Origin of the sequence: Glutamicibacter sp. (assembly GCF_035257265.1) — a bacterium.
Taxonomy (GTDB): domain Bacteria; phylum Actinomycetota; class Actinomycetes; order Actinomycetales; family Micrococcaceae; genus Glutamicibacter.
Genome location: NZ_DATEXC010000027.1, coordinates 117,678 through 135,337 on the forward strand (window position 1 = coordinate 117,678; position 17,660 = coordinate 135,337).

The following is a 17,660-nucleotide window of genomic DNA, read 5'->3' on the forward strand; positions in this document are numbered from 1 at the left end:
CTTTGCGTCAGTTGTCTGGAAAACGAACCCATCGACGATCCTCGTTGTGAGCGTCAAGACAGTTCCAGATTTCAGGTTCCGCATAGAATCTCAGCTCATCGGTGAACCAGTAGGTCTTATCGGGATCCCAACCGGCAATCACTGTGGCAAACTTTTCGTCGACCTCCAAACATTCCCCGGCGAGCGCCAAATAGCCGGCAATGCTTAGATGTACGCCGTCATAGTCTTGAGCCACCGCAAACCAGTCCGGCATCATCCATGCTCCGTCGCGTCCGGTGGTCCGATACCAGTCGTGGCGCTTGTGGGCGGTGACCTCGACACCATAGCTGCGGCATAGTTGGACCCAATCGATGGCCGTCAAGATTTCTAAAACTCTGACAGCAGGAAGAACGCTAGCTTTCCGTGTGACTGCCTGCTCCCAGTTGAAGGCATCTTCCACGCAGCTCACCCCTATTGGTTGCTGGTTAGTGAACACCCCGGTAGTGGCCCGCAATTCCCAGCTAGGCTTGGACCACCATTCGCCTCCAATCATGGCGGTGACCGGTGTTGGCTTGTCGGCCCGCGCACGTGCCTCAGTGACGATCAAGTTCTCTTTCCACCGAAGGAGTTTGTCAACAACACCTGGCTCGATGCTCGTCACCGAGCCCGCAGGATCAGGCTGGTCAAATTCCACATGAAACTGTGCGCGCAGTTCAACCGGGGCCACCCACTGCTGCATGAAACCAGAGACCGCAATGTGCTCGGCGACCCGATGCAAGGCGTTGCGCAGCACGGGTGCAACCAACAAAGTGTCCTCCCCATCTGGTTCTTGCCAATATCTGGCATGGGCAACTGAGTTCTCTAACGCATTTTGCAAGAGTCCTTCGGTCACCGGCAGCAATTTGGTGATACTAATCAGCCTGCCAAGTTCCTCCACGCTCACGCGAACGGTTCGTCCCTCTTCCGCGCCTGGGCCAAACATGACCACCGAATCTCCACGAGCTACCTCCACTTGATAGGAGGCATGAAACATTGCCAAGTTCAATGGATGCTCTTCGACACTGGGCAGACTCTGGTCTTCACTGTCCAAGATAAATTGCCACAGCAAACGCCGTCCCCGCCGGCCACTGAGCAACAGCTCGACTAAATCCATAACTGACCCCTGCATTCAACGAATAAAAACGATAAATCTTCCCAAGACATCTAGTTAGTTTTAACGCGATTGGTTATTTGAGATTACCCCAGCGCTCACTGTTATTTACCTCCGGCTGACAGTGTTGGCACTGGCTGGCCAACAGACCGGTCGATTGCCACCACCCCGGAGGAACGTTCGTGAAATCACTCGCTCAACCCGGCAAGACCAATCGTTTCACCCCGCTACGGATCACCGCAGGTTCGCTTGTCATTCTCGCAACCTCCGCAGCGCTCACCGCAGCGAATTCAGCACCCGTTCCAGAACAAGCCAATACCTCAGCCGCCAGCTGGGAAAGCAGCGCTTACCGTGGCCACGTCGAAGTCATTCCTGCCGACACCGAACAGCCGAATAAAGCACCACGAACTGTCAATGGCACGGTCTTCGATGATCAAAATCGCAACTCTAAGCGGGACGCTAACGAACCCGGAAGACCCGGAGTCACCGTGTCCAATGGACGCGAGGTGAGAACCACTGATGGTCAAGGACGCTATGAACTGCCAGCCTTCGAGAACATGACCATGTTCGTCACCCAACCGCGTGGCTATCAGGTTCCGGTCGATGAACATAACGTCGCGCAGTTTTTCTACACTCATCTTCCCCAAGGGTCACCGGAGCTTAAATACGGCGGGATTGCGCCAACCGGTCCGTTGCCTGAAGCCGTCAATTTCCCGCTCACCCAAAGCTCTGCCACCCAATCTCCCGAGCAAAGCTGCCTGATCGGCGCGGACGTACAGACCTACAACCAGAAAGAAGTCGAGTTCGCCGGCAATGGTGTCTTCACCGATTTGGCGCAGCGCACGGATTACACCGGGTGCGGGGCACTGTTCATCGGGGACCTGGTGGGTGATGACCTATCCATATTTTCCCAGACTCGCGAACTAACCTCCATGCTCAACGGACCGGCACGCTTCCTTCCCGGGAACCACGACATCGACTACGACGCCCTAGACGGGGAACACGAATTTGATAGCTTCCGCGCCCAGTTTGGGCCAGAATATTACTCCTATGACACTGGAAAAACACATGTCGTTGCGCTGAGCACCATCGCCTACCCCACCAAGGTTCCAGCCAAAAAAGGTGACTACACCTATGACCTTGGTGAACAGCAACTGAACTGGTTGCGCGCCGACATTGCAAAGGTTCCAAAGAACAAGGCCATTGTCTTAGCCGGGCACAGTCCCTTGCTGGAATTCTTCTACAGCGATGAGCACACCACCAAACAGATCAAGGAAATCTATAAGATCCTTGAAGGCCGCGAAGTTGTTTCCCTCGGTGGACACACCCACATGTCCGAGAATCTACGTGCCGGTGATTTGATGGCCGGATGGAAGGATGAAGTAGGCGAGGCCGGGTTGCCGTTCACCCATCTGACGGTGCCAGCGGTTTCCGGACAATGGTATGACGGCCGGGTTACCGACAATGGTTATCCAACGTCCATCCAGCGTGACGGTACCCCACCCGGAGTCTTGACCTTAGATATCAAAAACACCAAAATCACCGAACGTTTCACGATTACCGGGGGCGATACTTCAAAGCAGATGTCTCTGGGACTTAACACCCCGCTCTACCGCACGTGGTATGAGCAAAACGTCACCAAGCCACGTGGCACTGTAAACGCATTGGAAGATCCGCTATCGGTCCGCCAAGCAGACCTGTCCAAGGACACCTGGCTCACCACTAACTTCTGGATGGGAAGTACTGGTTCAAAGGTCGAGGTAAGCCTTGATGGTGCAGCATCAGCCACAGCTCAACGTACCCAGCAATTGAATGGTGAACGTCCCCGCGTAGGTGCCGAATTCTCCGACCCGGTGGCCATTGCCGAACAGTTCGTACATGGCGGCGGACTTGCTGAGAAAACCACCCACCTGTGGCGTTTTGAAGTACCTTCGGACCTTGCGGTGGGTTCGCACACCGCAACGGTGAAAGCCACCGACGTCCATGGACGTACCTTCAGCGACCAACTGACCTTCGAAGTCACTTCTTAAGCGAGCGTGATTCATGGCGGTGCCCGCTTTACTCAGCTGGGCACCGCCATATTTATGACTCATAGGCTCTCTGTCGAGACCTTAGACCCTTGGCACGCATAGGATGAAACCATGCGTATTGCTATCTTGGATGACTATCAGAACGCGGCTCGTGACTTCGTGGATTTTGACGGACTGACTGCCGAACTCAATGCCGATCTCACGGTGTTCACCGAACATCTTGGCCACGAAGACGACGTGGTCTGTACCGCGTTAGAACCATTCGACGTCATCATAGCGATGCGCGAGCGCACCCCATTTACTCGGGCGCGCTTCGAAAAACTACCTCACCTGAAGATGCTGGTTTCCACCGGGCGGCGAAACGGTTCGATCGATTTGGCTGCGGCAGGACTGCACAACGTGCTCGTGTCCCACACCGGATATTCACCAACCGACGCGGTGGAACACACCTGGGCTTTGATCCTTGCCGCCGCCCGCAGGCTCGACGTGGAGCTGTTCTCTGCGCAGAATCCGCACGGTGCGGCAAAACCTTGGCAATCCACCTTTGGCATGGGCTTGGCAGGCAAAACCCTCGGCGTCTACGGCCTAGGTAATCTTGGTTCGCGCGTGGCCACAGTGGGTCTGGCCTTCGGTATGCGGGTTATTGCTTACAGCCAGAATCTGACCAAGGCACGAGCTACAGAGGTAGGTGTTGAGCTGGTTTCCGAGGCTGAACTCTTCGCCACCAGCGATGTACTGACCATCCACCTGAAACTTTCCGAGCGAAGCACTGGAGTGGTCGGTGCCAAGCAGTTGTCTTGGATGAAACCCGAGGCGATCCTAGTGAACACCTCACGTAGCCGCATTGTTGACACTCAGGCCTTGATAGCTGCTTTAGAGAATCAGCTACTTCGCTTGGCTGCGATTGATGTCTTTGATGTGGAGCCACTTCCGGAAGCCGATCAGCTTTCCCGTACCCGCGGGCTAATCGCTACACCGCATATTGGTTATGTCACCGCCGGACAGTTTGAAATGTTCTATCAGGATTCGGCTGAGAATATTCGTGCGTGGTCTAAGGGTTCACCGATCCGCGTGATGGGTCTCTAACCACGGGTTTGCGAGGCACGAAGTAGAAGTGCAAGATTGCGACTACTGCGGCCCAAGCGGCACCGATCAGCAGTCCTACGACTACGTCTGATACCCAGTGGTGCCCAATGTAGATGCGCGATGCGCCCATGGCAAGTACAAAGAGGGCCGCGATGATGCTGATCAGGGATGCGTATCTTTGCAGACCGTAAACAATGGCTAGATAGCTGGCAATACCAATTAGCGCGGCCGCGTTGAGTGTATGGCCGCTGGGAAATGAATAGGATTCCGGCGGTGCTGGTCCGCCCGGAATCCCCTGCGGACGGATGACTTGAAGGCTCGATTTGAGAATAACCGTCAGCAGCACCGAGACCAGCGCGGTGAAAGCAACCGTCGCCAAGGGCCACACGCTGCGCGTCCACCAACAAAGAAGACCGGTCAGCACGAGCATGATCATCGTCATTCCAGGGGTAGACCCCCAAAAATATAGGAAGTCGGAAATACCTTGTAGTGATGGAGTTTGATGATCTAAAACCCACTGGTATGTGGGTTGGTCCATGTCTTTAGCCCAGCCCCCGACATGCAAGGAAACTAGCACTCGTCGAGTGAAAAAGAACATCGCAACCACAAGACCAAAAATGATCCACAATATTTGTGTGCCACGAGGCTTGTGCCCCTGACGGAAGTTCCACGACGATCTCATAGCTTCCATCGTAGTGGTCACGTCGGTACGCAACTTCCGCCACGAGCTATACGGAACAATAGAACCATGACGATCAAAATATTGGCCATCGGCAAAAAGCATGAGTCCTGGGTGGATGAGGGAATTGCTCGCTACGAAAAGCGCCTGAAGAAGCCTTTTGACCTGTCGTGGCAGTTGCTTAACCATTCTTCGCGTGAAAATGATGCGGCACGTATCGAGGAATCGGCACGAATCCTGGCAAAGATCGATGACCGTGATTTTGTGGTGTTGCTCGACGAACGTGGCAAGAACGTGGACTCCCCCGCACTAGCGAACACACTACGAGCTCCCATAGATTCTTCACGCAATGTCGTCATCATCATTGGTGGAGCCTACGGGGTGGATGCTTCGGTTCATCAGCGAGCGAACTTTGAGTGGTCCTTGTCCAAGCTGGTCTTCCCGCACCAGCTGGTGCGACTTATCCTCACCGAGCAGCTCTATCGGGCCCAGGATATTCTCGCCGGCGGCAAGTACCACCACGTTTAAGCACTTCCCTTGACTTTCCGTAACGGAAAGACAAGACTTTCCATAATGGAAAGTGAGAAAGTCATGACTGGCGAACAGGTAGATAAGCTCACTGCAGCTGAGCTTTTGGCAACCGCAGATCGAGCTTCCCACACGATGGTTGCTGCACAGGGTCCAACTCGTATCTTTCTGCTCGTATATGCCCTGATCGCCAGCACGGTGCTGAGCCTTGCGGATGTTATTTCAGGAACCGCCCTTCTGTGGCTGGCAGCTTTGATCATCCCGTTTGTGCTAGTGCAATTTTTTTCCACGCGTAATCGAGTCAGGGCTCGCCCTGTGCTCGATGGTTCAGCTACCTACGGCTGGTATTTCTTGATGGCGATAATTGCCGTGAGCTGCCTGCGCATGTGGACGGCCGTTGACCCTGCATCTATCGGAGCCAAGTGGATCATTTCGTGCTTTATTTTGTGGCAGCTGCTCTCCGCCGCGCAACGCGCGTTGGATAAGGATCGAGTGCAGGATACTCGGGAACAAGCCGTGTGACTAACTAAGTCACCGCGCAACCAAAGCATCCGCATCTATCCACGAAGAGGAGGAAACCATGAACCAGTCATCACAGACTCCGCCAGCGCATGATGCCAAAGCACTTCTCGCTCAAGCCGAGGCAGCATCCACTGCCAGCGTGAGAGCCACAGAGCCGCCATTTGGATTCTTACTGAGCTTGACATTGATCTGGGCAGGGATCTTCTCACTTTACGGAGTCATCAATTCAGCACTCTGGTACTGGTCTTTGCTACTTTTCTTGCCCGTGTTGGTTTGGTACATCTTTTGGTCTCGCAAGCGCGCAAAATCCCGGCCGGCACTGAAACACTCCGGCAAATACATGCTTGGTGTCTTTGTCATGCTCGCTGGGATGCAGTTCGGTAATTTCTGGATTCCGCAGACCTGGTTGCTTGTCGCACTCAAGTTCGTGGCACTATTCGCGGTGCTTACCACCGCGTTCTGGGTCATGCGCCGTGAAACGATCACTTCTCGCATCAAGGATGGGAATGAACAAGCAAGCTAACGCGGCACGCTTCGACGAGCTGATCCATGCACCGATTAGGCTGCGCATCTGCGCCAGCCTTGCGCCGGTGCAATGGGCAGAGTTCGCGCACCTCCGTGATGCTTTGAACGTTGCCGACTCGGTACTCAGCAAACATCTGAAGCAACTTACCGACACCGGTTATCTCCAAATCGAACGATTCACTAAGCTCGGCCGCAGCCATATGCGCGTCTCCTTAACCAGGGCAGGTCGGGACGCGTACGTAGGGCACGTGGCAGCCTTACGTGAAATTACGGCTGGCGAATAATGCCACTTCTTGTCGGTCCCCACGACGTAGTATCAATTCCATGAACGAGATTCTTTCCAGGTTTGGCGCAGCGACCCGTCAGTGGTTCACTGACGTTTTCACCGAACCAACGGCAGCCCAAGTCGGCGCCTGGGATTCAATCTCCAGCGGCCACCACACGCTGGTCATCGCGCCCACTGGTTCGGGTAAAACCCTAGCGGCGTTCCTCTGGGCATTAGACCGGCTTCACCAAGCCGAAGTTCCCAAACCAGCGCTGCCAGGGCTGGAACCTGAAACCACCCAAGGTTCCGGTTCGGGCACTAAGGTGCTTTATATTTCACCGCTCAAGGCTCTGGGCGTGGACGTTGAACGCAACCTGCGTTCCCCACTAGCCGGAATCCGCGCCACCGCCCATGACCTGGGAATCTCTCAACCCTCGGTTTCGGTGGGGGTACGCTCCGGGGACACTCCCCCGAACGTGCGCAGGCAGTTGCTAAAAAACCCGCCGGACATTCTGATCACGACACCCGAATCGTTGTACCTGATGCTGACCAGCCAGGCACGGCAGACCTTGACGAATGTGCACACCGTCATCATCGATGAGGTGCATGCAATCGCTAGTTCCAAACGCGGCACCCACTTAGCTTTATCTTTAGAACGCCTCGATTCATTATTGTCGGTGCCGGCCCAACGCATTGGGCTTTCAGCCACCGTTGAGCCACCCGAAGAAGTAGCTCGATTCCTTGCAGGTTCTGCCCCAGCAAATATTGTGCGCCCTAAATCCACCAAAAAATGGGAACTAGCGGTCCGCGTTCCGGTAGAAGATATGACAGACCTGCCGGCTGCGGCAGGTGCCCACGACCTCGGTCCTGGTTCCTCGCCCACCGCGGGGGCAAGCATCTGGCCGCATGTGGAAAACCAACTCGTTGATCTGGTTCTGGCCAACCACTCGACAATTATCTTCGCGAATTCGCGCCGGTTAGCCGAAAGGCTCACCGGCAGGCTCAACGAGATCTACGCCGAACGTGAAGGGTTTTCAACCGAAAATACTTCCAATACAACTCCCGCGGTAATGATGGCGCAGGCCGGATCCTCGGCGCCCAGCGACCCGCAAGCGCCACTGCTCGCGCGAGCGCACCACGGTTCGGTGTCCAAAGATTCGCGAGCTCAAATCGAGGAAGACCTCAAACTCGGCAGGCTACGCGCGGTAGTTGCCACCAGTTCACTGGAACTGGGTATCGATATGGGACTAGTTGATCTGGTCATTCAGGTCGAATCCCCCAACTCCGTCTCCTCCGGATTACAACGTGTCGGACGTGCCGGACACCAGGTGGGTTCCGTTTCCAAGGGTATTTTCTTCCCCAAACACCGCGCAGATCTGCTCTCCACCGCGCTTGTAGTCACCCGTATGCGAGATGGCGCCATTGAAAAAATGGTTATCCCCGCCAATCCGCTAGATGTGCTGGCCCAGCAAACGCTCGCAGCGGTCGCCATGGATGAACTCAACGTCGAAGCCTGGTTTGATACGGTTCGCCGGGCCGCCCCCTACCAGCAGCTGCCACGCAGCGTCTACCTCGCCACCTTAGATATGCTCTCGGGCAAGTACCCTTCCGATGAGTTCGCCACATTGAAGCCACGACTGGTCTGGGACCGTGACGCTGGAACTCTCACCGCACGCCCCGGAGCCCAACGCCTTGCGGTGATTTCCGGGGGCACCATCCCGGACCGCGGACTATTCGGTGTATTTCTCGCCGGCTCGGAAGATGACAAGGCCCCTAAACGAGTGGGCGAACTCGACGAAGAAATGGTCTATGAATCCCGGGTGGGAGACGTCTTCGCACTCGGTGCTACCAGCTGGCGTATTGAGAACATCACCCACGACAGGGTGCTTGTCACCCCGGCCTTCGGCCAGCCAGGCAAACTACCGTTCTGGCACGGTGATGGGCTGGGCCGCCCGGTAGAGCTGGGCGCCGAGCTAGGTAAATTTACCGCTGGGCTGCTCGCCGAAGAACGAGGGGAGGCCACCTTACGGCTGGAACATAACGGACTGGACTCGTACGCCGCTAATAACCTGTTGAATTATTTAGGCGACCAACAACGCGCCACCGGTCAGGTGCCGAACCATCAAAACTTTGTCATCGAACGCTTCCACGACGAACTAGGCGACTGGCGCGTCATGCTGCATTCCCCCTTCGGACTGGCCGTCCACGCACCATGGGCTTTAGCGATCGGGGCCCGGGTACGTGAACGCTGGGGGCTGGACGCCTCAGCAATGGCCGCCGATGACGGGATTGTTTTACGCATCCCCGCGATGGATGACGAACCGCCAGGGGCTGAACTCTTCGCGTTTGAAGCCGATGAAATCGTTGACGTGGTCACCTCCCAGGTAGCGAACTCGGCGTTATTTGCTGCCCGCTTCCGTGAGTGTGCCGCGCGTGCTTTACTGCTTCCACGAATCAATCCCACCAAACGCACCCCCTTATGGCAGCAACGCCAACGCGCCAGTCAGCTGCTGGACGTAGCGCGTAACTACCCGGACTTCCCGATCATCTTGGAAACCGTGCGTGAATGCCTGAACGACGTCTATGACCTACCTGCGCTGCGTGAAATCCTCTCCCAAGTATCTTCCCGCGCCATCCGGCTGGTAGAGGTACAAACAGAACTCCCGTCCCCATTCGCACAATCTTTGCTCTTTGGCTACGTGGCGCAGTTCCTCTATGAGTCTGATGCGCCTTTGGCTGAGCGCCGTGCCGCGGCACTTAGCCTGGACCCGGTGCTGCTTGGTGAACTTCTGGGCCGCAACGACGTTCGCGAGGTACTTGAAGCACAGGTGATCGCGCAGCTTGGAGACCAGTTGCAACATCTCGCACCGACCCGTCGCTTCAGCGGCGTCGAAGGAGTGGCGGATCTGTTGCGTCTGCTCGGACCGATGAGCGCAGCCCAGCTTGCACTGCGTTTACGCCATCCGGAACACGACGATGCTGCACTCGATGAGCAGAGCGCGAGAATCCACGCCGAAGCTTTGGTGGCCACCCGCCGCGCATTCACCCTACGTTTGGGAGGCCAGCACTCTTACGCGGCCATCGAAGATGCCGCTAATCTTCGTGATGCTTTAGGCACTCCGCTACCTACTGGAATTCCCGCCTCGTTCTTGGAACCCGCAACACAGCCGGTTCAGGATTTGGTCTCTCGGTATGCGCGCACGCACACGCCTTTTACGGCCGGCGAATTAGCAGCAGCATTGGGACTCGGTGTTGCGATGTTGCGTCCGGTATTGGACCAGCTCGTGGCCGCCGGACGATTATCGCTAGGAGCTTTCCGTCCTTTAGAGCTAGTCCCGGAAGGTATTTCCGGGGATGAATATACCGATATTCAGGTTTTGCGCACTATCCGTACCCGCTCGTTAGCGGCTTTGCGTGCCGAGGTGGAACCGGTAGACCAAGCCACCTATGCCCGGTTCTTGCCCGCCTGGCAGCAGATCGGGTCCCAGCTGACCGGAAGCGATGGAGTCTACGAAGTGATTGCTCAATTAGCAGGCGCAGATCTTCCTGCCTCGGCACTTGAGTCCTTCATTCTTCCAGCACGACTGCGTAATTATCAGAGTGCTTGGTTAGATGAATTAACCAGCTCAGGTGATGTGCTGATTTGTGGTGCCGGCGCCGCGGGAGGCAAGGACGGATGGCTGTCGCTGCACACCGCCGAGCATGCGGCGCTCACCCTTCCCGGAGGAAATACCGGCGAGTTGAGCGCGCTGGACTTAAAGGTGCTGAATTCATTTCAAAGTACCGGCGCTTATTTCACCGAAGAAATTGCGGCGCTGCTACAGCATAGCGAAGAGGTTCCACCAAACAATCAAGAAATTACCGAGTCCTGTTGGAACCTGTTCTGGGCCGGTTTCATCTCCCCGGACACGCTCACCCCGGTGCGTGGTTACCTTGCCGGTGGCAGCACCGCGCATAAAATCGCTAAGCCGGCCCCACGGGCACGCGCGGCAAGACTTAACAGGCTGTCGGGGTTAAACCGTTTGGCTCGCGAACAAGCAGGGCAGTCCGCTCGCTCACTGCGTGGTGGTGCAAGGTGGGCTTTACTCCCGTCTCCGGTCACAGACCCGACCATCGCCGCCCATGCCACCGCCGAGGTGCTCTTAGAACGCTATGGGGTACTCACCCGGGGTTCGGTCGCTGCCGAGGCGGTGCCCGGAGGATTTGGCCAGCTATACCGGGTGCTGTCCAAACTCGAAGAAGCGGGCCATGCCCGCCGCGGATACTTCATCGAGAAGCTCGGCGCCGCCCAGTTCTCCACTTCCAACACCATCGACCGTTTACGCGGTTTTGTGTTGCCAGATGATCCACGCCGCAAATCCACTGCCACTGTTTTAGCTTCCACAGACCCGGCGAATCCCTATGGTGGAGCATTACCTTGGCCGGTGGGCGATACCGGGCACCGGCCGGGGCGTAAGGCTGGCGCTTTAGTCGGATTTCTCGATGGTTCGCTCTGCTTCTATCTGGAACGTGGAGGCCGAACCGTACTAACCTTTGGTCATCATTCAGAAGATGGGTGGCAGCTACTTGCCTCTGAACTGGTGGCGGCGTTGCGCACCGCAAAGGTAGACAAGATTGCCATTGCCACGGTCAACGGCGAATCGGTCAGTTCGCATCCGCTGGCGGCTCCATTACTTTCCGCAGGATTTTATTCCACACCACAAGGAATTCGGTTCCGCCGGTAACCACTACAAGCTCAGGAGGGTTCATGCCCGAAGGTGATTCCGTCTATCGAGCCACCGCTCGGTTGCATCTAGCCTTGGCCGGCCGCAAGCTACTTCGCAGTGACTTTCGAGTTCCTCAATTAGCCACGACAGATCTCAGAGACTATACGATTGACGAGGTCCGCCCGCGAGGCAAACATCTGCTGATGCGCCTAGTGCCACCGTCAGGGAGCGAATTTGAACCGGTGACCCTGCATTCTCATTTGCTGATGGAGGGCCGCTGGGATGTGTATGGCCCTGCCGAGCGTTGGAAACGTCCAGCGCATACGGCCCGAGTCGTGCTGTATACCGAATCTGCCACTGCCGTCGGTTTTGATATTGCCCAGGTGGATTTGATTCCCACCGACCACGAGCAGAAACTAGTCGGCCACCTTGGACCAGACCTATTAGGCGCCGATTGGGATCCAGAGCAGGCGAGAAAGAATCTGCTGGCTGACCCCGAGCGAAGCATTGGCGACGCCTTGTTGGACCAACGGTTGCTGGCTGGAATCGGTAACGTATACCGGTGTGAAGTGCTGTTTCTAGCCAGGACCCACCCATTGATGCCGGTAGGCAGACTCGAGAATTTAGCGCGGATCATTGAGCTCTCCCACCGGCTACTGCAGGTCAACAAAGATCGAGGTAGAAGGGTTACTACTGGAGATCCGCACAGTAGAGAGCCACTATGGGTTTATGGGCGTGCAGCAAAACCGTGTCTGCGTTGCGGAACTAAAATTCAACTGTTTAAACTCGCCGCGCAGAATACCGGGCAAGAACGAGACTGCTATTACTGCCCCGCGTGCCAGGAAATGAAAGAATAGCCCTTATGGCTATGCTCTCCCCACTCCCGGTACGTAACGGCGTCAACGCAACACGTTTGCGTGTGCCCAAAGACGGTCCGTGGGACACCGTCGCAGACTACCTGCTGGAACGTTTCGGCCATGTAGATCCGGAAGGTCTTATGCGTCGTTTTGATGAGCAGGAGATCGTTGGGCTCGGTGGGGTTCCATTGAATATCAACACCACACTGGGCGAGCACGAGTTCATTTGGTATTACCGCTCCTTACCGGCGGAAACCCCGATTCCCTTTGAAGCAAAAATCTTGCATCAAGATGAGCACCTCATAGCCTTGGACAAACCGCATTTTTTGCCTTCCACTCCGGGCGGTCGGTTCATCCAGGAATCCGCGTTGGTCCGCCTGCGCAACCAAGTAGGAAACCCCGATCTGGTTCCCATGCACCGGTTAGATCGGGCCACCGCCGGGGTAATCTTATTCGCGGCAAATCCGCAAACTCGCGGCGCATATCAAATGCTTTTTGAAAATCGAAAAATCTCCAAAAAATATCAGGCGGTCGTTGCCCTGGAACCTGGAGCAGATCTAGAGACCGGTCGGGTACTTGAAGCTAATGGAGAGCACCCCCACGTGCGCACTGCCCAAGAATTGCATGCGCTATTGCAGTCAATGCCTCTAGTCTTTGAAAACAGGATGGCCAAGCTCAAGGGCCAGCTTCGTTCCTCGGTTGAAGAGGGCATACCCAACGCACAAACCAAAATTTCTTTGGGCGCCGTCGGTACTAGCAAAGGTCATCATGCGGGCTTAAAAGTTGCCCTGATGGAGCTAGACCCGCTCTCCGGCAAAACCCACCAGTTACGTGTCCATCTAGCTTCTCTGGGGCTGGGCATCATCAATGATGCGTTCTACCCGCGACTGTGGGACCTGGCTCCAGACGATTACTCACGTCCATTACAGTTACTGGCCCACACAATTTCTTTTACCGACCCACTCACCGGAAAACCGCGTACTTTCAGCTCGCACCAACGTCTAATAGAAGCGCCTTAGACCAAGCCCCTCTTCTAAAAGCCAGTGGATTATCCTAGGCTGTTGCACACACCTGACGAGCAGCGTCTGGGTTTTTGAAGCACACAGCTAAGGACGGTAACCGATGGCAGAGCCGCAGCCCACCGAGAATTTACGTTCGCTTGTGGACTCAGCCCAACAGGCTATTGCCGCGGCCTCACAAAAACAGAGCCTGCAATTGCCTTACGCCGCTCCTGACCGTCGTCCTAATCCTGCGGTAGAGACCTTTGACAAGGTTCGTTCCGGACTTTTTGGACTGGCCGCGGTCCTCTTGCTGATTACTTCCTTAAACGCCGCGCTGGATACCAGTTTTAATTCCTCAACAGATATTTTGAACACCTCGCAAATTTTGGCATTCATCTGGCCAGCTATTGCGGTGCTGATGATCGCCAGCGCCATTTATTCGGCGTTGCCGCATCAGCTTTCCTCGCGGAGGCAACGAGCCATCACCGTCTATGGTCTGTCGGCCACAGCGTTGATGGCCTGCGCGCTGACCTTTACCGCCGGTTTTTTGCTTTGGCCAGGAGCGATACTTGCAACCTTGGCTACCGGCCTTGGGTTGTATGGCATGCTCCACATGAATCGACAGACCGCGCGCAATCATTTAGAGCGCATCGCCACCGATCTACCCGTGAGTTTATTCAGTGGTTTTTCGTTGGTATTCACCGTGCAGCTGTGGCTCTCTGCCGCTGGCTGGAACAGCCCAGGACACTTACTGTGGATCAGTATTTTAAGTGTTGCGGTGTCACTATTGGCGGTTGTGTTCGCGCAGACAGAACGCGGCCGTCACGCCTTCGCCGCGGGTTTCGGCCTCGGCATGTTATCGGCCGCGTTCAGTGCTTGGCGCCAAGACAGCGCACCTTTGTGGTTTGCCGCGTTACTGGTCTTCATGACGATGATCGTGTTTATCTGTGCCGAAAGCCGACGCTTCCACATAGCTCACGCAGAACATCGGATCCAGCGCGGGCTTAGCGCCGAAGCTTAACGCGGCGCCATCCGGATGGCACCATCGAGGCGGATTGTCTCACCGTTGAGCATTGGGTTAGCAACAATGTGCGCCACTAGGTCCGCGTACTCCTCGGGACGTCCCAGCCTGGACGGATGGGGCACCTGCGCACCTAACGAATCCTGAGCTGCTTGCGGCAATCCATCCATCATGGGCGTGTGGAAGATTCCCGGCGCTATCGTCATCACTCGAATTTGGTGAGCTGCCAGTTCGCGGGCCAATGGAAGCGTCATTGCGGCTACCGCACCCTTAGAAGCAGCATAGGCGGGCTGACCAATCTGACCATCAAAGGCGGCCACCGACGCGGTATTGATAATCACTCCGCGCTCGCTGGTGCCGTTTGCGTCGACTACCGCGTCACTATGCGCCATAGCTTCGGCCGCCAGACGTACCACGTTGAAGGTACCGGTGACGTTAATTTCAAGGACCTTAGCGAACTTCTGCAGTGGAATAACGCCCTCGCGTCCGAGCACCTTGCCTGGAGTGGCAACACCTGCGCAGTTCACCACGGTTCTCAGGTGTCCGAGTTCGGTGGCTCGTTGCACCGCAGCAGCCACATCCTCTGCTTGGGTCACATCAGCCGGAACATAGCGAACATTTGCAGCAATCTGGGCCGCAATTTCATCACCATCTTCACGAGGAAGATCCAGCACCACCACGTGCGTGGCATTCTCGGCAAGTTTTTGTGCAGTGGCTCGTCCCAAACCGGATAGTCCTCCGGTGACGAGCGCGACGGTATCTCGCAGTTCCATCAAATCCCCTTTTGAGCGTTGTTGACTTGAAATTTAGCCTAACCTCCGCTGGAAGATTTGAGAAGTATCCGTTAGTTGAGATGGTTAAACGCCTGGGACGTTGTTGGATCCCTACCGGTTGCGCAAGATACTCAATGAATACCGGTGCAGACCCTTGCCAGATAGGTTAACCAAAAAAATTGGCGGTCAGAAGTTTATCTTCCGACCGCCAATCACATTGTTAGGCTAGCTTTGCGCGAACAAGAGTCGAGAGGGTTTTACCGTCGTAGCGGCCAGCAACCTGAGCATTGATTAGCTTCATTGCGGAGCCCATATCTTTCATGGTCAGCTCACGCTCGGCAGATAACTCAGCCATTACCGAATCAACGATTGAACGAGCCTCATCATCGCTTAATGCCTGAGGTAAATATCCTTCAAGGAACGCTGCCTCTGCCATTTCAGCCGCAGCGCGATCGGCGATTCCCTTGTCGGTGTAGGTCTTCGCGGTTTCATGGCGGTTAGCAACCTGCTTGCGGATGAGCGCTTCCACCTCGGCGTCGTTTAGTTCCGTAGGAGTCTTGCCAGACTTTTCACGAGTCTCAATTTCGCCCAAGACATTGCGCAAGGTGGTTAGTTCCATCTTGTTTCCTGCCTTCAGCTGCGTGATGCTGTCTGTTCGAAGCTGCTCTTTGAGTGACATTTTCTTTCCTATTCCTCGGAGTGAGACGCTGGTGTATACGTCAACACTATTCCTGTTCGTCAGGTATTTAGGTACTGCCATTAAAACCCGTACGTCCGGTATGAGCGCTTCAGCTCTGGGCCTCTAAACCGCTCATTTGAATGAGCCAACCAGCTTTTCCATCGCGGCAGGCCGTCCCAGCGGCGTCATGGATACCTCGCTTTTACTCAGACGGAAATGGCCACCAGTTTCCGGGAAACCCGGAAACCGATGGCCAATGACACCGCCATATAAACTGGATTAGTGCATCGCCGGAGTATTTTCAGGCTCTTGAGCCACAAGCTCTTTTTTGCCACCCAGCAGGAATCCAATGACCAGGATACCCACACTGCAGGCAGCTCCCACGAAGAATCCTGGGGCGAAGCCCTCCACCGTTGCGACAAGCTTGTCGCTTCCGGCGGCAAGCTTTGAAGCAGTGGTCGCAGCCACGACGCCTACTACCAACGCCGTGCCCATCGCGCCACCAAGCTGTTGCAGGGTTGAGAGCAGGGCCGAACCATGGGAGTGCAAGTGGTGTGGCAGTGGGTTGAGTGCCGTGGTGAAGGCCGGGGTGAAGATCAGTGCCATACCTAGGCTCATTGCCAGGTGCAGGAGTACCAAGAGCCAGATTGGCGTGGTGGAATCCAGAATCAATGCGTAGGCAAGCAACACCGCGGTGAGCACCAGCGCACCGGGAACTACCAGCGGCCGAGGCCCAACCTTGTCGTACATTCTGCCGACAAATGGCGCTAATACACCCATCAGCAAGCCTCCGGGAAGCATGATCAATCCGGTAGTCAGCGTCTCCATTCCAAGTACATTGGTGAAGAACATTGGAAGCAGAATGATCACACCGAATAAGGCCACCATAGCGAACATCATCAGCACCAATGAGAGCGTGAAATCGCGGTAAGTCAGTGGGCGCAGGTCCAAAAGCGCTTTATCTTCACGCTGCAATCGGCTCTGTAAGAAGGCGAATGCGGCCAAGCACAACACCGCAAAAATAAGGATTCCCACATTTAGTGCCGAGGCTCCACCGGCCGACAACCGGCTCAGTCCGAAGACTATGCCGCCGAAGCCCGGAACGGCCAACAAGATTGACAGCCCGGACAGCGGGGTCTTTGCCTGCCCGGATTCATTACCCAATCGTGGGGTGCCAATAACCAGCGCCAGGATAGCGATTGGAATGATCACGATGAACATGAAACGCCAGGACAGGTACTGCAGAATCAAGCCGGACAGCGTCGGGCCAATGGCTGGTGCTACGGAAATGACGATGGACACGTTGCCCATCAGTACGCCGCGGCGTGCCGGAGGAACTAGGTCAAGGATTGTGGTCATCAGCAACGGCATCATCACCGCGGTGCCGCAGGCTTGAATGACGCGGGCTACCAGCAGTACCCCGAAACCTGGTGCTATAGCGGCCAGGGTGGTACCCAACGCGAACAGGCCCATCGCCAGTAGGAAGACCTTGCGGGTGCTCAGCACCTGCAAAAGGAAGCCTGTCATTGGAATGACTACGGCCATGGTGAGCATGAAGATAGTTGCCAACCACTGGATCGCGTCAGCGGTGACGTCAAATTCGACCATCAGCACAGGCAATGCCACATTCATGATGGTTTCGTTGAGGATGACCACGAAGCTGGAGACGATCAGTACCGCAATCGTGGTGAAATTCTTTTTGCTCAAGCGCTCTGGGGCGTTCGTCAAGGCAGGACACTGCTTCCGAGAGAAGTCGGGGGGGAGACAAGCCGCCGAAATAGGGTGAAACGGCTCAACTAATCCTACAGTTCGTCCTTTTAACGCACCAGAGCCGGTGGTGCCCATTGGCAGTGAATTAC

15 protein-coding genes are annotated in these 17,660 nt (G+C 55.8%); 10 read left to right on the forward strand and 5 right to left on the reverse strand.

Features of this window, described 5'->3' with window-relative positions; genetic code table 11:
* Positions 1-7: 7 nt before the first annotated feature.
* Positions 8-1,132, reverse strand: a complete 1,125-nt coding sequence (locus VJ369_RS06595; RefSeq protein WP_324091296.1) for a hypothetical protein — start codon at positions 1,130-1,132, stop codon at positions 8-10.
* 179 nt (positions 1,133-1,311) lie between these two features.
* On the opposite strand from VJ369_RS06595, the gene VJ369_RS06600 reads away from it, so the two are divergent.
* Both VJ369_RS06600 and VJ369_RS06605 read left to right on the forward strand, forming a co-directional pair.
* Complete coding sequence (locus VJ369_RS06600) at positions 1,312-3,159, forward strand: calcineurin-like phosphoesterase family protein (RefSeq protein ID WP_324091297.1); 1,848 nt, start codon at positions 1,312-1,314, stop codon at positions 3,157-3,159.
* A gap of 111 nt (positions 3,160-3,270) precedes the next feature.
* Positions 3,271-4,245, forward strand: coding sequence for a D-2-hydroxyacid dehydrogenase family protein (locus VJ369_RS06605; protein ID WP_324091298.1), 975 nt, complete (start codon positions 3,271-3,273; stop codon positions 4,243-4,245).
* Here VJ369_RS06605 and VJ369_RS06610 read toward each other — a convergent pair.
* Positions 4,211-4,927, reverse strand: a complete 717-nt coding sequence (locus tag VJ369_RS06610; protein WP_324091299.1) for a phosphatase PAP2 family protein — start codon at positions 4,925-4,927, stop codon at positions 4,211-4,213. The two genes, VJ369_RS06605 and VJ369_RS06610, sit on opposite strands and share 35 nt — an antisense overlap.
* Before the next feature lie 66 nt (positions 4,928-4,993).
* On the opposite strand from VJ369_RS06610, the gene VJ369_RS06615 reads away from it, so the two are divergent.
* The 8 genes from VJ369_RS06615 (at position 4,994) to VJ369_RS06650 (ending at position 14,349) form a co-directional block, all read left to right on the forward strand.
* Positions 4,994-5,452, forward strand: a complete 459-nt coding sequence (locus VJ369_RS06615) for a 23S rRNA (pseudouridine(1915)-N(3))-methyltransferase RlmH (protein ID WP_170947926.1) — start codon at positions 4,994-4,996, stop codon at positions 5,450-5,452.
* A gap of 63 nt (positions 5,453-5,515) precedes the next feature.
* Positions 5,516-5,974, forward strand: coding sequence for a hypothetical protein (locus tag VJ369_RS06620; RefSeq protein ID WP_324091300.1), 459 nt, complete (start codon positions 5,516-5,518; stop codon positions 5,972-5,974).
* A 58-nt stretch (positions 5,975-6,032) separates the two neighbouring features.
* On the forward strand, positions 6,033-6,497 hold the full coding sequence (locus VJ369_RS06625) for a hypothetical protein (protein ID WP_324091301.1): 465 nt from the start codon (positions 6,033-6,035) through the stop codon (positions 6,495-6,497).
* On the forward strand, positions 6,481-6,783 hold the full coding sequence (locus VJ369_RS06630; protein WP_324091302.1) for a transcriptional regulator: 303 nt from the start codon (positions 6,481-6,483) through the stop codon (positions 6,781-6,783). Before VJ369_RS06625 ends, VJ369_RS06630 begins: the two co-directional genes overlap by 17 nt.
* Positions 6,784-6,823: 40 nt before the next feature.
* Positions 6,824-11,488, forward strand: a complete 4,665-nt coding sequence (locus VJ369_RS06635) for an ATP-dependent helicase (RefSeq protein WP_324091303.1) — start codon at positions 6,824-6,826, stop codon at positions 11,486-11,488.
* Positions 11,489-11,511: 23 nt separating this feature from the next.
* Positions 11,512-12,327 (forward strand): DNA-formamidopyrimidine glycosylase family protein, encoded by an 816-nt coding sequence (locus VJ369_RS06640; protein ID WP_324091304.1) that lies wholly within the window; start codon positions 11,512-11,514, stop codon positions 12,325-12,327.
* 11 nt (positions 12,328-12,338) lie between these two features.
* The gene (locus tag VJ369_RS06645; protein WP_324091360.1) at positions 12,339-13,346 is read left to right on the forward strand and encodes a pseudouridine synthase; all 1,008 of its coding nucleotides are present in this window, start codon (positions 12,339-12,341) and stop codon (positions 13,344-13,346) included.
* A 103-nt stretch (positions 13,347-13,449) separates the two neighbouring features.
* Positions 13,450-14,349 carry a hypothetical protein gene (locus VJ369_RS06650; protein WP_324091305.1) on the forward strand — a complete coding sequence of 300 codons (900 nt, stop codon included), beginning with the start codon at positions 13,450-13,452 and terminating at the stop codon, positions 14,347-14,349.
* Here the strand turns inward: VJ369_RS06650 and VJ369_RS06655 are convergent.
* From VJ369_RS06655 to VJ369_RS06665, 3 genes are all read right to left on the reverse strand, one after another.
* Complete coding sequence (locus VJ369_RS06655; RefSeq protein ID WP_324091306.1) at positions 14,346-15,122, reverse strand: SDR family NAD(P)-dependent oxidoreductase; 777 nt, start codon at positions 15,120-15,122, stop codon at positions 14,346-14,348. The two genes, VJ369_RS06650 and VJ369_RS06655, sit on opposite strands and share 4 nt — an antisense overlap.
* A gap of 220 nt (positions 15,123-15,342) precedes the next feature.
* Entirely contained in the window at positions 15,343-15,801 is a 459-nt protein-coding gene (locus tag VJ369_RS06660; protein ID WP_324091307.1) for a GatB/YqeY domain-containing protein, read from the reverse strand.
* Positions 15,802-16,080: 279 nt separating this feature from the next.
* Complete coding sequence (locus VJ369_RS06665; RefSeq protein ID WP_324091308.1) at positions 16,081-17,529, reverse strand: MDR family MFS transporter; 1,449 nt, start codon at positions 17,527-17,529, stop codon at positions 16,081-16,083.
* Positions 17,530-17,660 lie beyond the last annotated feature (131 nt).